The 14878-nt window shown below is 39.4% G+C and carries 15 protein-coding genes and 2 pseudogenes; 6 read left to right on the top strand and 11 right to left on the bottom strand.

Features of this window, described 5'->3' with window-relative positions:
• On the top strand, window positions 1-202 hold a 202-nt coding region (locus Q0541_RS29935), incomplete at its 5' end, for a hypothetical protein (RefSeq protein ID WP_298919769.1).
• A 345-nt stretch (window positions 203-547) separates the two neighbouring features.
• Here Q0541_RS29935 and Q0541_RS29930 read toward each other — a convergent pair.
• On the bottom strand, window positions 548-1123 hold the full coding sequence (locus Q0541_RS29930; protein WP_298919767.1) for a Uma2 family endonuclease: 576 nt from the start codon (window positions 1121-1123) through the stop codon (window positions 548-550).
• Window positions 1124-1377: 254 nt separating this feature from the next.
• On the opposite strand from Q0541_RS29930, the gene Q0541_RS29925 reads away from it, so the two are divergent.
• Together Q0541_RS29925 and Q0541_RS29920 are read left to right on the top strand one after the other, a co-directional pair.
• Window positions 1378-1593, top strand: coding sequence for a hypothetical protein (locus Q0541_RS29925; RefSeq protein ID WP_298919765.1), 216 nt, complete (start codon window positions 1378-1380; stop codon window positions 1591-1593).
• A 344-nt stretch (window positions 1594-1937) separates the two neighbouring features.
• A complete protein-coding gene (locus tag Q0541_RS29920; RefSeq protein ID WP_298919763.1) occupies window positions 1938-2144 on the top strand; it encodes a hypothetical protein in 207 nt (68 codons plus the stop codon).
• 278 nt (window positions 2145-2422) lie between these two features.
• Here Q0541_RS29920 and Q0541_RS29915 read toward each other — a convergent pair whose 3' ends face one another.
• The 4 genes from Q0541_RS29915 to Q0541_RS29900 all read right to left on the bottom strand — a co-directional run bounded on the left by Q0541_RS29915 (window position 2423) and on the right by Q0541_RS29900 (window position 3901).
• Window positions 2423-2758, bottom strand: coding sequence for a type II toxin-antitoxin system HicB family antitoxin (locus Q0541_RS29915; protein WP_298919781.1), 336 nt, complete (start codon window positions 2756-2758; stop codon window positions 2423-2425).
• Window positions 2758-3018, bottom strand: coding sequence for a type II toxin-antitoxin system HicA family toxin (locus Q0541_RS29910; RefSeq protein WP_298919761.1), 261 nt, complete (start codon window positions 3016-3018; stop codon window positions 2758-2760). Before Q0541_RS29910 ends, Q0541_RS29915 begins: the two co-directional genes overlap by 1 nt.
• 350 nt (window positions 3019-3368) lie before the next feature.
• Entirely contained in the window at window positions 3369-3569 is a 201-nt protein-coding gene (locus Q0541_RS29905; RefSeq protein WP_298919759.1) for a hypothetical protein, read from the bottom strand.
• Window positions 3570-3682: 113 nt separating this feature from the next.
• Window positions 3683-3901: a hypothetical protein gene (locus Q0541_RS29900; protein ID WP_298919756.1), complete on the bottom strand. Its 219-nt coding sequence runs from the start codon at window positions 3899-3901 to the stop codon at window positions 3683-3685.
• A gap of 311 nt (window positions 3902-4212) precedes the next feature.
• On the opposite strand from Q0541_RS29900, the gene Q0541_RS29895 reads away from it, so the two are divergent.
• Both Q0541_RS29895 and Q0541_RS29890 read left to right on the top strand, forming a co-directional pair.
• On the top strand, window positions 4213-4476 hold the full coding sequence (locus tag Q0541_RS29895) for a hypothetical protein (protein WP_298919754.1): 264 nt from the start codon (window positions 4213-4215) through the stop codon (window positions 4474-4476).
• Window positions 4467-4886: a PIN domain-containing protein gene (locus tag Q0541_RS29890; RefSeq protein ID WP_298919752.1), complete on the top strand. Its 420-nt coding sequence runs from the start codon at window positions 4467-4469 to the stop codon at window positions 4884-4886. The genes Q0541_RS29895 and Q0541_RS29890 overlap by 10 nt, the downstream gene beginning before the upstream one ends.
• Before the next feature lie 150 nt (window positions 4887-5036).
• On the opposite strand, the gene Q0541_RS29885 is transcribed toward Q0541_RS29890, so the two are convergent.
• The 4 genes from Q0541_RS29885 to Q0541_RS29870 all read right to left on the bottom strand — a co-directional run bounded on the left by Q0541_RS29885 (window position 5037) and on the right by Q0541_RS29870 (window position 13269).
• A complete protein-coding gene (locus tag Q0541_RS29885; RefSeq protein ID WP_298919750.1) occupies window positions 5037-6791 on the bottom strand; it encodes an AIPR family protein in 1755 nt (584 codons plus the stop codon).
• A gap of 229 nt (window positions 6792-7020) precedes the next feature.
• A complete protein-coding gene (locus Q0541_RS29880) occupies window positions 7021-11007 on the bottom strand; it encodes a magnesium chelatase subunit H (RefSeq protein WP_298919748.1) in 3987 nt (1328 codons plus the stop codon).
• Window positions 11008-11589: 582 nt separating this feature from the next.
• A complete protein-coding gene (locus tag Q0541_RS29875) occupies window positions 11590-12870 on the bottom strand; it encodes a hypothetical protein (protein ID WP_298919746.1) in 1281 nt (426 codons plus the stop codon).
• A gap of 54 nt (window positions 12871-12924) precedes the next feature.
• Window positions 12925-13269 (bottom strand): hypothetical protein, encoded by a 345-nt coding sequence (locus tag Q0541_RS29870; protein WP_298919744.1) that lies wholly within the window; start codon window positions 13267-13269, stop codon window positions 12925-12927.
• 164 nt (window positions 13270-13433) lie between these two features.
• Here Q0541_RS29870 and Q0541_RS29865 point away from each other — a divergent pair, with 164 nt between their 5' ends.
• A complete protein-coding gene (locus tag Q0541_RS29865; protein WP_298919742.1) occupies window positions 13434-13889 on the top strand; it encodes a helix-turn-helix domain-containing protein in 456 nt (151 codons plus the stop codon).
• 32 nt (window positions 13890-13921) lie between these two features.
• Here the strand turns inward: Q0541_RS29865 and Q0541_RS29860 are convergent.
• Together Q0541_RS29860 and Q0541_RS29855 are read right to left on the bottom strand one after the other, a co-directional pair.
• Window positions 13922-14523: pseudogene (locus Q0541_RS29860) on the bottom strand (hypothetical protein).
• Window positions 14524-14688: 165 nt separating this feature from the next.
• Window positions 14689-14878 (bottom strand): annotated as a pseudogene (locus Q0541_RS29855) (hypothetical protein); the annotation flags it as partial.

The following is a 14878-nucleotide window of genomic DNA, read 5'->3' as shown; positions in this document are numbered from 1 at the left end:
ATTAATTAACCTCTGTAGTATCTTATTCCACCTCGGACGTAGCACTTTCGACAGGCGAAGTAGCAAATGCGAACGCCGAAGTAGCAAATGCGATCGCCGAAGTAGCAAATGCGTAGGCGTAGCCAGCCGTAGGCATCGGCTGTTGTGGGAGAGTGAGCGCTCGCTTTTCAGAAAACCTCAAAAACAAGGCGTAGACGCATAGTAGCTTTCGTCTGTCCACTGCATTGCAGTGTTAGGTTCGGGTCTGCCACGATTTTGGATCTCTGCGACCATGAAAAATTGCTGTGACAATCACTCGACTCGAAACAATTCGATAGTACAGAGCATAGAAAAATCTTCGTATTATTGCTCGTCGAATATCACGATAGGCAACTGCATAGGATTCTGGCATTTAGCAAATTAGATTCACCGTCTCGTCTACACAGTCCAAAAACTCGTCGCCCAGACCCGGTTTCTGGCTCTCATACCAACTGATAGTTTGAGTCTTTTTGTATGTTGCGACGCCGAATAGCCCGTCGTAGACATCGCACTTTGTATTTTAATCAATTCACCAGATATCTTTAAGATTAAGCACAAATTCTGGTAGCACATCTTCTGCTGATAAACTAGTAGGAGATTGCAGCACTTCAACATTTCTACCAGAGCGATAAATTTCTACTTGCCGAATCTCCAAATCAATTAACCAACCTAATCTAGTACCGTTGTCTCGGTACTCTTGCATTTTATTTTGTAGCATTATTAAACAATCAGTATCAGAACGCAATTCCACAACAAAATCAGGACATACAGGCGGAAATCTCTCTTTTTGCTCCTGTGTGAGAGAATCCCATCTGTCACGTTTTAACCAAGATGCGTCAGGAGAACGAACTGCCCCATTTGGTAAAATAAACCCAACCGAAGAACCAAAAGCTATGCCTAGTAACTCATCACGATTCCACACTCCAAGTTGAGCAGTTAAATTAGCATTGCGGTTGCTAGTTAAACCTCCGACTAGAGGCATTAGTAGCAATGTGCCATCAGCATTACGCTCAAATCTGATTAATTCATTTATCTGACATAACTGGAAGAATTGCTCATCTGTTATTTGAAGAACAGGAGCAAAGTTGATAATTAAGGCATCCATAGAAAAATTTAAACTTGAATATTCATTTAGAGTAGCTCGGCATAGACATCATCCTCAGCATTATCCCAAACTGTATCCAGCGATCACCTTGCAGAAAACCTCAAAAACAAAGCGATCGCATTATTAGCTGCTTGAATTGTCTCACCTGTAAGTCGCAGACGTGATTATTCTAGTTGTAGCTTGGGGTAAACGCAGTGAAACCCAACGAATAAACTATGATCAAGAAGCAGACTTGATTTACTAGAGTGCTTTGCATGGTTTCAGCAGAATTAATCTCCACTTTGCGAGAACTTAGTCGAGCAGATAAGTTTTACATTATGCAGGTTTTAATCTCAGAGTTAGCCCAACAGAAAACTGATCTGATTAAGCCTGATCAGTCCTATCCTGTATGGTCGCCTTATGATGCAGTTGAAGCAGCAGATACTATGTTAAAAGTGCTACAAGCTGCTAAAACTCAAGACCATGCGTAACGCTGAACGGTATTCCTTTATCCCGATTGATGTTGCATTGGGCGAAGCCAGTTTCCGCCCATATCTACCCCTTACTTTGATCTACTAGCAAAGTTCTGTGATAACATCCGGTCTAACTTTATCAGGTATGCTGTGGTCTGTTTACTGTTTATATATTATTGTAAGGAAATAATAATGCCTACCACAGCACAAGTGCTGAAATGTTTTCAGCTTTGCTGCGACCTTACCAGCAAGTACTGCTCTATCGACCTAGTGACTCTGGATAAGCGCACTAGGAATGTGATTATTTTAGTAAAAGAGGAAATAAATATTGAGATTGAGCCTACTGGAGAATGCAGGTTTGTATGAGTGTAAAACCAGACTTTGCTAGCATGACTACGATTGAACTTCGAGCCTACGTCTTAGAACACCGTGATGACGAAGAAGCCTTACATACCTACCTCGACAAACTCCATGCTGAGAAACCAAGCTCACGGATATATAGACCTGAAGAAGACGTAGCTGAAGCGATTGCAGAATACCTGAAAGGTAAAAGACACAAGGAAATATAAGTTTCCCTGGAAGCGATCGCCTGTTGTGGAAGAGTGAGCGATACCTACGGTAAGCTACGCTAACGCACTTCGCACATTCCCAAAAGCGATCGCCTTGCAGAAAACCTCAAAAACAAAGCGTAGACGCATAGCGGCTTGTCGTTAGACATCGCCTGTTGTGGAAGAGTGAGCGATGCCTACGGTAAGCTACGCTAACGCACCTCACACTCTCAAAATGCCACTCCGCAAACTACCCAAATATCATACTTTCGCAAAAAAGATATTTAGAATCATTGACTCTAGGTATTGATTACTTTATCCGCAGCAACAGTTAAGATTTCATCCATCCAAGCATTTATGCTTTTGCCAGCTTTTTTAGCAGCAATAAATATTTTGCGGTGGTGTTCTGGAGTTGTGCGGAATGGAAGTTTACCAGAGAATGGTTTATCAGGCTCCTCTCCTAGTTCTTTGCAAAAAGCAAGATAATCATCAACAGAATTTTGGAATTCTTGACGCGCTTCATCTACAGTTTTTGCCTTAAAGGTAATCACGTCATTAATATCTAGGACTTGACCAAAAAGTATTCCCGCCTCTACATCTATTTCTACACTAGCTGTGTATCCGTTATAAGTCATCATATTTCAATTCCTGCCTTAATCAAAAATTCTCTAACAGATTTGACTGCTCCTTTATCTGTCTCATTTTGAGGATGCGGTTCGTGAAAAACAGCTTTCACATCATTTAATTTCACTCGAACCCGCGAACCTTTACCTTGATTAATATCAGCGCCTAGAGCTATGAATAAACTTTCAATATCTTTCCAAAGAATATTAGATGGTATAGGATTTGTAAAAATTAATTCTAAAATCTGACTTTGTTTATTATTAAGATCCATTTAATCAATACAATTACAGGCATCTTACAGTTAAGTTAAATATAGTCATTAATTAAATGATATCAGAATATGATATCATTGAAAATATAGAAGCGATCGCTTATCCCTATATTTCCAATAAAGCTGACCGTAAGTATCGTTTTACAGAAAACCTCAAAAACAAAGCGTAGACACGTAGTGGCTTGTCGTTAGACATCGCCTGTTGTGGAAGAGGGAGCGATCGCCTTGCAGAAACCCTCAAAAACAAAGCGTAGACACGTAGTGGCTTGTTGTTAGACATCGCCTGTTGTGCAAGAGCGATCGCTTTGTTTAGGCATTCAATTCTCAATTTTGCGAAGTTGCCAATACTATCACAACCCCAACCAACACCGCAAAGATTGCTCTAACAGTTCAACATCAGCATCAGCTAACTTGCCAATCACTTTTACAACTAAGTTTTTATGCACTGTGTATAAACCTCTCTTGACTGCTGTAGCCACGTTTAGCCCTGCTGCTGCCCATTCTGACAAAACAAACTCACCTTCTAGTAATGTTCCAGTTTTGCTCGTCAAGGGCGTAATTAGGATGTCTTGAGAAACGTGTGGCGCACCTTACCACAACAGCAGGTCTAACTTTTGAACTGGACAAATCTGAAAAGGGATACTGAACCAAAATGATGTCATTTTTAGAGTAATTGGGCATAGACATCATCCTCAGCGTTATTCCAAACTGCATCAAGTGAGGTTTGACTGGCTTGAAGCCAAAATTCAGTTTCATCATCGGGAAGCAGCGTTACTAGCACTCTTGTTCCTTCCGGTAATTCCTCTGACTCCAGCAGTTCTATTTTTCCTTGCCGAACAGTACCCCAAAGCGTTTTTAGCATATCCGTTTTATGAATAGTCATGTTTTGATTTTATGCTTGTATGCCTAAAAGAGCGTTGGCGCAGCCCGCCGCAGGCATCGCCTGTTGTGGAAGAGTGAGTGCATAGGCGTAGCCCGTCGTAGACATCGCCTTGCAGAAAACCTCAAAAATAAGGCTTAGACGCTTCTTAGGCTTGTCGTTAGACATCGCTTGTTGTGGAAGAGAGAGCGTTAGCGTAGCTTACCGTAAGTATCGCTGTGTATATTTGACTTAAAGACAAAAAAGTATAATAGTGAGCATCAAACCCCTATCTGTTAGAATATATTTATTATTAAACAAAAATAACTTATTTTGTGGACTCTACATTTAACTGGAAACCGGAACAGACTTTACTAGAAAAAGTCACAAATCTGGCTAGTCAACGAGGACAATCTCCTGAATCAATTGTCAGTGAAGCTGTTAGGCTATATCTCGAAACCCAATTGCTAGAACCAGTTGATAATGCTGTGTCTGACCCATTAATTGGCTTATTTGCAGGAACACCTGATTTGGCTACAAATTCTGAAGATATTCTCCAACAGGAAATTACTGAAAAATCTGGTTGGACGTGGAAATAACCTTAGCAGTAGCTGATACGGGTTTTGTTGTAGCATTGTTGAACCGTTCAGATGCAATGCACAGTATTGTTGCAACAGTATATGTACAACAAAAACAAATTCTGTTACCACAAACAGTATTGGCAGAATTAGCTTATTTAGTAGGACGTAATGCAGGTATAGCGACAGTAGTAGCTTTTTTGCAAGGACTATCTGCGAGTCGATTTAGTTTAGTAGCTTTAACAGACCAAGATGTAATTCGTGTGGCGGAAATCTTGGATGAGTATGCAGATAGTCGGATTGATTTTGTAGATGCAAGTGTTATGGCCATAGCTGAACGCTATGGTATTAAAAAAATATTTACCTTAGATCAGCGAGATTTTAGATTATATCGACCTCAGCACTGCGGTAGCTTTGAGATTTTGCCCTAAATGGAAATAATAGTTAACAAAAGAGCGATCGCCTCTTGTGGAAGAATGAGTGCGATCGCCTTAGAGAAAACCTCAAAAACAAAGCGTAGACACGTAGTGGCTTGTCGTTAGACATCGCCTGTTGTGACAACTAATATGTATTAAGCGAATTTATTTTAAATTATCCAATACCACATTTTCTAATATGTATGTAACAAAATCCTTTTGTTTGATACCAATATTAATCGGCAGAGCTTTGGATTTGACATAATTATGAGTTAACTGAATTAACTCAGACAAGGTGTTACTAATAAATTCATTAGAAAAATCAATATCTTTAAGTATCTCTACATCTTTAGGCTTATAGTCACGTTTCTGAAGTGTTTTTACTACTAGCAACATACCTAAATGAAACATTAATATCCGAATTGGTGAAGCATGATCCCACTGCTTGTTAATCACTATGTTACTTGCTTTATTAGATATAAAACTACGAATATAACTTTCCAAGTTTTTCATAGTTTTCGCACAGAATAGATATATTTCAAGACTAATTTTCTGACTAAAAACTCGTTTGTAATCGTTGTCTTTCTTAAGGATTGATGATGGTCTTGAACGTGCAATATCTGGCTCATGGAAAACTATTGCTATGACCGACTGAGCCAAGTATGGAATACTAATGATTCTATCAAGTTGTTTACCTGTGTTCTTGTAATAATTTTTTCGACGGTCATAAAACCATTCTTGATTTAAAAAGAAATTTTCTATGTCTAATTGTATTGGATCTGTAGCTTTTAAAGAAGCTGGTGGAATAGGCGTTTGAAAATTTGTTGCTTTGATAACACGGTCTCTAGTTTCTGGATCATTTGTAACAACTATTTTTATTAAAATAGCTCTTTCTTCATTCAGCCCATTGTTATTATTTTCTTTATTCTTTATATAATGATAAATTGTGTTTGTTGTCTGTAAACCATTTACAACTTGTACATCATCTAGACTAATTGTTTTACCAGCAACACTTGCTTTTGAAGATAAAATAGTTATTCCATTATTGAGCCACCAAAAATCTAGCTTTTCATTTGACTCTAAAGTGGCTTTTATATCTTTATTAACCTCTACATTACTACCCTGATAGTCTCGAACATTAAACGCAAATATATATTTACGTAATTCATCGTTCTCATAAGTAACGAAATTATAATAATCTTTCAAAGATGCTAAAATAACGTAGTTATCTTCACCTCTGGAAATGTAATTCTCAATAAATTTTAACTGTAAAGTATAGCTTTTTTCAAGTCGAGAAGAATCTATTAGTTCTCGCGCACCAACAAAGCTAACATCAACTTTTGCTCCAGAAAAATATCTACCAGTATTTTGTTTTAAGACTTCAGACTGATTACGTACCTTTTGATTTATAGCTGATACGTCACCTTTACTTGCATATACATATGTTATTTCAATAGAAGGATGTTGTGATGCGAGATTAAGATACAATTCGCGAAAAAAAGTAATTTTATTAATTAAATCAGAATTATAATATTTTTGAATTTGATCAATATTTTTTTCTAAATCAAAAATATTCATTGTAGTTGAAAGCCATTTTTCAATAGCTTTCTCAGAAAAAGAATCAGACCGTTTTGATTGAATTAAGAATAGTTGTATCCAAGGACTTTTCTTAAAATTGTCTAATTCTATATCCTCACTAACAAAATCATTATTAATAAAAATGAAGAAACCATCAATTCCACCATCATCACCTCCTCCTATTTTTCCATAATTTAACTCGTCATATGAAAGATCATATTTTTTCAATATTTGTTCAAAAGTAAATATTTCAAAGAATTCATCATCGGCTAATGTATTATCACTTTTATTTATTTTTTGCTTGATAATATTATCGAGAACTATGCTATCATTACCAGCCATATATTTTTTCCTAACTGTATTACAAATAGTGTTTATTGTAGAAATCAGTAAATAAATGAGTTATCTGTGACTATTATCACAAAGCAATTATAAATAGCTGTGATATAAATCACAACTATTAGGATCTTTTAGTGTTTTAAGTTGTGTTACTGTCAAAATCTATAAAAATGTAGAGACGTTAGATATAACATCTCTACATTTTGATTTTGCATTTCTAAATGCTTATAACCTAGTCTATCCCTTCAATCCGGTCTTCAACTTCTTGGTACAACTCGCGCAGACGATCTAAATTCTCCTCACTAGTCTCCCAATAACCGCGTCCATTCACTTCCAACAAAGTTGATACAACCTTGCGGAAAGAATGAGGATTAAGGTTCATCAACCGTTTCTGCATTTCTTCATCTTTGATGAAGGTTTCGTTCGTATCCTCATAAATCCAGTTATCCACTGCCCCAGCTGTCGCACTCCAACCCATCGTATTTACCAACCGTTTGGAGAGTTCGCGCACACCTTCGTAACCGTGATTCAGCATCCCCTCGTACCATTTCGGATTTAACAATTTGGTACGCGCATCTAAGCGCACGGTTTCTGATAATGTCCGCACTTGAGCGTTAGCTGTGGTTGTATCTGCAATATAAGACGCTGGTTTTTTCCCATCACCCCGCAGACTTGCCACAAGCTTAGTGGGATCTGAATCAAAGTAGTGAGAAACGTCCGTCAAGCTAATCTCGGAAGAATCCAGATTTTGGAAAGTTGCATCAGCAGTTTTCAAAGTACTTTCAAAAATCTGCCGGGATTCGTCCATTATTCCGGGGTTATCGGAATTGAAGGAGAAGGATTTCCGGTTGAGATACATGTCCTGCAACTCGGCTTCACTATCCCAAGTGCTGTTTTCTACCGCTAAGTTGATATTTGACGAGTAGGAACCAGAAGCGTTGGAGAAAACGCGAGTCGCTGCTTGACGCAGATTAATCCCCATATCCTCAGCTTGCTGCAAAGCATGTTTGCGAACAAAGTTCATTTCTAAGGGTTCATCTGCCTCAGCTGCCATCTTCACGCCTTGATCTAGCAGGTTCATTTGGTTGATGAACAAGTCGCGGAATACACCAGAACAGTTGATCACCACATCAATTCTGGGGCGTCCCAACTCTTCTAGAGCTATCAATTCCAACTTGTTCACCCGTCCCAAGGCATCGGGAACTGGACGCACGCCCACCATCCACATAATTTGCGCTAGGGATTCGCCGTAAGTTTTGATGTTATCGGTTCCCCAGAGGACGCAGGCGATGGTTTCTGGCCATTTACCTTCATTTTCCGCCTTGTTACGTGCCAAAAGCCGATCTACAACGATTTTGGCTGATTGTACTGCTGCTGTTGTGGGGATCGATTGGGGATCGAGAGCATGGATATTCTTACCTGTGGGCAAGACATCCGGGTTACGGATGGGATCACCACCAGGGCCGGGTAGGATGTACTCGCCTTCTAAGCCTCTGAGTAATGCTCCTAGTTCGTTGTCGGCACAAACTTGCTGGAGACAGAATTCCAAATACTCAAACAGGGGTTTGAGTGTGGCTGTGTCAACTTTGGGATAACCTGCTTTATGCAATGATTCCACCCAAGGTTCTTTTTTACCCATGTTGAAGAAATTCAACCGGGAAACGAGAGAAACTCGTCCTTCAGCGTCGGTTTGCTCTTGGACAAGGGCGCTAACTGCTGCACGGGTTGCTAAGGTGATATCTTGCAGTAATTGGACATCTTCTAAAATGCCTCTGTCGTTACTTTGGTAAATATCGTCAATATTACGCCCAATGCTGTTAGCGATAATTCCCGGTAAGCCTTGAAGTCCTTCTTCCTGACGATCCAAGCTGGCGATATTGACCAGAGTTGCGATCGCTTCTTCTGCACTTGGCGGTTTCCCAATCACGTGCAACCCACAAGGCAACAACCGAGACTCAATTTCCATCAATCGGCGGTAGACGTTGCCAACAATATTATCCCGCTCATCGGCACTCATGTCTTTGGCATCGGTTTCTGGCAGATTGATATCCTTATCCAGATTCACGATTCGGCATTTATCCATGATGCTGTTAACAATGGGAATGCCGCGTCCACTATCTTTCAAGGTTTGATAGGAAGCAATTAATTCGCTGAGTTCCTTTAAACCTTTATACAAACCAGCATTTTCTGCCGGAGGTGTCAAGTAGGAAATTGTTTCGGCATAACTCCGACGTTTGGCAATTGTCGCCTCACTCGGATTATTGGCTGCGTAGTAATACAAGTTGGGAATTGAGCCAATCAAGTTATCTGGATAACAATCACCAGACATCCCCATCTGTTTACCTGGCATGAATTCCAAGGAACCGTGTGTACCAAAGTGCAGTACAGCATCAGCTTTCCAAACTTGCTCTAGATAAGTGTAGTAAGCAGCAAAACCGTGGTGAGGACTAGCTGAACGGGAGAACAACAGCCGCATTGGATCGCCTTCATAACCAAATGTGGGTTGGACACCAATGAAGACGTTACCGAATTGCTTACCATAAATCAGCAGGTTTTGCCCATCACTATTGAGATGTCCCGGAGGTGGGCCCCAGTTTTCTTCTAAGCGTTGAGAGTAGGGGGTGAGTGCCTCATACTCAGGAACCGACATTTTGTAAGCAATGTTGAGTTCAGGGCTGTTGTACTGCGCTTGAGCGTCATGGATGACTTCTTGCATCAACGCTTCGGCTGATTCTGGCAATTCGGGTAAGTCGTAGCCGTTATTTTTGAGGGCTTTCATTACCTCATAGATGGAGCCAAATACATCCAAGTAAGCGGCGGTTCCGACGTTGCCTTTATCTGGCGGGAAGCTGAAAACGGTGATCGCGACTTTCTTATCCAGCTTCGGCTTACGGCGGAGGTTAGCCCATTTTAAGGCGCGTTCAGCCACAGCTTCAACCCGATCGCGCAGGGCGATCGCTTTCCCTGTAGTCCCATCCCTACCCGATAAAATTATCGGCTCAATTGCTCCATCTAATTCCGGAATCGCAATTTGCAAAGCTACTTGAATTGGATGCAACCCTAAATCGCTATCCATCCACTCTTCTGTGGTTTGGAAAACTAAAGGTAACGCCACCATGTAAGGACGGTTTAAGCGTTTGAGTGACTCAATTGCTTTGGGATGGTCTTGTCTAGCTGGGCCACCAACTAAAGCAAAACCAGTCAGCGATATGACTGCATCTACTAACTGGATGTTGGTATTTGGTTCGTAGAAGTAGGCATCCACAGGCTTGGAGAAATCCAAACCACCAGCAAAAACAGGTAGTACCCGTGCGCCTAGTGCTTCCAACTCCTGCACCATTGCCACATAATGGGCATCATCCCCTGTAACTAGGTGAGTGCGTTGCAATACTAACCCGACACAAGGAGCTAGGGGATCTTTGAGATCGCTAGAAATATCCTTACGAGCTGTATACCAATTGAGGTACTCTCTGACATCTTCAAACATACTGCCAGCCAAAGGATGCCAAATCCCTAAATCGGGATAAACCACCGGCTGTTGATATGTCGAAGGTGCAAAACTTTGTTTCTCTAAACCTTTAAATACATATTTATCAGCTAGCATCAGCAAGAAGTTTTCCAGATTTTCTGGAGAACCACCTAGCCAATACTGAAAACTGAGCATGAAATTTCGGGCATCCTGTGCCTTGTCCATTGGTAGGAACTTCAGTACTTGCGGCAGGGTTCGCAAAAGCTTCAGCATCCCATCTTGGAATCCCGCACCTGATTTTTCTTTGCGTTTCCGCATGAATTGGGCGATCGCACTTTTTGACTGACCCAACTGTGCCAAGGAAAAAGTGCCCATTTTATTTAGGCGCATTACTTCTGGCATGGAGGGAAAGACAACGGAAACGTCCAGCTGATCGCGGTGTGGTTCTACTGCTGCTACTACTTTCTGTGCTAAGTCTTCGATGAAAATGAGGGAAGCGATGAAGATATTCGCACTCTCAATTTCTCGTTTGAACTCTTCGTAGTTTTCTGGGTCGCGGAGTTCCTCAATCAAGTACCCGCTGATTTCAATCGCCAAGTTGGGATTGTTCGCGTTAATCGTGCGAACCGCTTGCGACAATGCACTCTGGTACTGGGACTCAAGCACGACATAGACCACCTTGATTAAATTACGTCCGCGTAAATTATCAGGCGCAATGTGTCTAATGGTGGACTTGACGTGTGTGAACATGCTTCTTCGGCTCCTTTGATGCGTGTTCTCTACTGGAAGTTCCTAGCGGCATCAGCAGCCACAGGTAACTATTTATCTTCGGCAATATGTGTTTTTTATCAGAAAACACTTACCCACTGGGCATTTTATCGTCTATCTGACACAAATCGATATAAAAAAAGAAATATTTCTTTGTATTTGTTGACTTTATCTAAAAGTATTGGCTCACTTATTTGTAAACTTTTTGTAATAATTATTTTTAATAGTTAAATAGCTATTTAGCGATTTAAATCTATTTACAAAACGAAACTTGCTTATGCTGACTAAATATTTTTTAGTTAGCATAAACATACTTCAATTATGTAGTTGCGAGTTATACCAAGTAGCAGAGAGACAGAGTTTCTTTCGGGTTAAATTGAGAAATTATCAACAAATACAGTTCGGTTAAGGATTTTTTGGAGAACCATAGATAGAACTGTAGAGACGCGAAGTTTCGCGTCTCTACACTATCCACTCAATAATGGATTTAGTCTTATATGAATTGTATTAGATTATTAATACAAAACAACAGAAACTTGGTATCTGCTTACGAAGAAGCAACTTTTATTTAGATAATATTGGCTTGCTATTTAAAGTATCTATAATTCCATCATGGAATTTATTCACTGAAGACAAAATTCCATTTTCTTTATCATTCAGTAATGATTCTTTTACCTCATTCAAATAATTGTTAAGGTTTTCTCTTAGAATTGGTCTTTCTACTTTAACTGTATGATAATGATCCCAGATATCCCATGCTAAAACTCCTAAACCAGCAAGAGGATTAAGTAGCTCTAAACCTAAAAGTCCAGCAGCAACTTCACCTGTTCCTTCTGTTGCTACCTTTGTTGCAGTTTTAGTTGCTATCTTAGCAACTACTTTAGAAGTTGCTTTACTCACAGTTGCTGTAGCAATTTTCTTAGTACCAATAACACTAATAGCTTTCATCATTGCACTGGCGGCTACATAACCTGTACCACGCGAAAGTGCGCGTATAGAAAGATTTTGCTCTTTGCTACCTGTATTATATGTTGTACTTCCTAAACCTTCTAGAAATTCTTCCCAAACAGGTCTGGGAATCTGATACTGACTTTGGATTCCTGCTAATTTTTGATTAGCTTCAGATACATATTTATCAATTGCTTCTCTTGTAAAACGTTCCATTTCAAGTTGCATTGATGATGGTTGTAAAACCTTTTTAGTAAATTCATTTTGGAAGTTTCCAATTAACTTTTCAGCTTTTTCTTCTTCTGAAGTAGCGCTAATATTTACCCAAATAGCTTCTACACCAACACCCCACTGAGTAAAATAATTGTAGTACCAATCGAGGAACGAATGGTCTACACGTTGCATTACTTCATCATGCCATTGTTCCAGATTATTCGATGCAGATGCTCTGGCACTAACTAATGCCTTGCCAAGAGCATTGGCAACATCATCAGACATTTGAGATAGCTTTTGTTCAGGAATAGTAATGGTGACAGTATTTGATTTACGTTTAGATGTATCACTGATGTGATTGAGCGAAAAATTACCCCATAGTTGAATAATGATTATGAAAACAACACCAATCCAAATGAATTTAGATGCAGATTTAATAAAATCACTATAGGCGTGAATACGCTCTGTCTTCTGAGAAAAAGTCCCTTCATCAACAGGCTTGGATGGAGAATTAGATTTAAATAGGTCAGTAAACAGATTGTTTAAGCTTAATGGTATAGTTTGTAAAAATGAAATTATCTTTTTATACAACTCTCCTGTTTGTCCTTCTTCAATCGTTTGATTATTTTCCCATGATTGAGATACAGGATTTTGAGTTAATTCTTGTTCTTGATTAGTGTTCATAGTCAATTTTGTTGTTTGAAGTATCGATTAATAAGATATAGAGCAGTATCTCAACTATGCAAGTTTTCTCAAATAATCCTTTATCTTCAATTTCAAATCGCTTGAAATAGGGTAGGATTCAATCTCGCGTTCTACATCTGATTTAGATTTCCCTTTTGTTCTAAGTTGATCTACCGTAGACTTAAAAATTGCTTCAAATCCATACTCAGCTAATCCTTGTGACATTAGAGCAAGCAAGCCAAGTACAGCAATTCCTCCAAGCATTCCCAATGGCCCACCAAGCACTGCTAAAGCTGTAGTTATTGCAGCGACTCCAGCCCATCCCGTCACAGCCATAGCAACCAAAAGTACAAGACCAGGTACACCTAATGCCGCGATTTTGTCAGCTAGCTTATCCATAATAGATCACCAAACATAATGTAATTTTTGTTGCTTTTATCTAAGTATGTTGCAATTAAAAGCTAATTATCCCCTAGCTGCCATCAGGGATAATGGTAAGATTACATCAGGAAATTTAAGACAATCTTCAAAATTTGACTATGGCATCCAGCAATGAACCCTTCATGCAAGCAGAAAACCACTGGGACTTCGAAACCCTTTACTCTGATTTGTCATCAGTGAAAGGTAAGCGTTTAACACCAGTGGAAAAACGACACTTGCGGGGTTTGCTTTGTGGCTTCAGTCCGGCTGAAATAGCTGAGAAACTCGGTAAAAATGGGAAGGGTGTAGAAACTGACCTCTGTGCAACCGTATATAGGTATGTAAAAAGTCTGTTGGATAAGTCTGATGAAAAGTTGGAAAATTGGCGAAATATTTCTGAATGGCTTGATGATGCAGGATATAAAAATCAGTCGATAAAGGTTCCTGGTTTAGATTTATCGCCTGATAAAGCAGTAGTTAATGTAACTAATATAAATATTGAAAACAATCAAATAGTATTTTTGATTAGTATGAAAATTCCAACTTCTCAAGATTTAGATTCTTTGGAAGATGAATTAAAGAATTTAGATGTTCCCTAGAGTATTCGATATTCTAAATTCTGCATTATTCTTCAACCTTCCCGCACCATCCAAACCAACATTCCAAATAGTATTTCCACTGAGGGAACGGTATAATCGTTTAATTAATACTCAGTATTTGCTCTTCTAATTTCAAAAATCGCCAAGCCGTACCGCTGCTGACGCTTCCATAAATAGTTGTAATCGGTATATTATTGGTTTCATTGAATTTTTGTGCGGCAATCATTTCTGCTGCACATTGCCCTAAACCAGGTTTTAAATCACCTTTTTTCGCTTCAAGAATCACGATTACAGGAGCTTCAATAAATATTTGTTCGGGTGAGCGGCTAATTAAAAAATCACACACTCCACTTAAACCTAAATCTGATGCAACGGTAAAATCTTCACCCGAAAAGAAGCTGACTTTGCGTTCGAGAATTTTCCGAACTTCTACGAGGATAGGACTAATAATTAACTCTGAGCGAGCTTTTTCTGAACTAGTTGCTATTGCTAGCGGTAGTCCTTCACTTAATGCTTCTTTGAGATAAATACTAGGTTCTATAGACTGCGTTTCGGGTAAAAACCGTCCACTTTCAACCGTAGTTAAGTTAAAGTCGCGTTTGACTTTTGAGAGGGAGAAGTCGCTATAAGACATTATCAATATGATTAAATATTAATCTATGAGTATTGATCCTATCGCGTTTATAGCTGTTTTTTTGAGAATGGGATCAACAAGAGCGATCGCCAACTTGCGGAATGTAGAATTTAGGATAAATCACCGATTCGTGGATGATGTCACTGAGCTTGATTATCGTCTGTTTTAGCATGCAATTGCTGAAGCTGAATATTTAAACCAGTAATGCTGACAATTAATGCGATGGCGTAACCGCCCGCCGTAGGCGATCGCTACTCCTTGATTGAGCATATTTTCTGCAATTTCTTGAGCTTTTTGTTCAATAACCTGTTCAAGCCCTTCTTGTAGAATATCTTGATAAATCACAGATTCGCGC

It is taken from the genome of uncultured Nostoc sp., assembly GCF_937863485.1.
Taxonomy (GTDB): Bacteria; Cyanobacteriota; Cyanobacteriia; order Cyanobacteriales; family Nostocaceae; genus Nostoc.
This window is presented reverse-complemented; position numbering and strand designations above follow the sequence as displayed.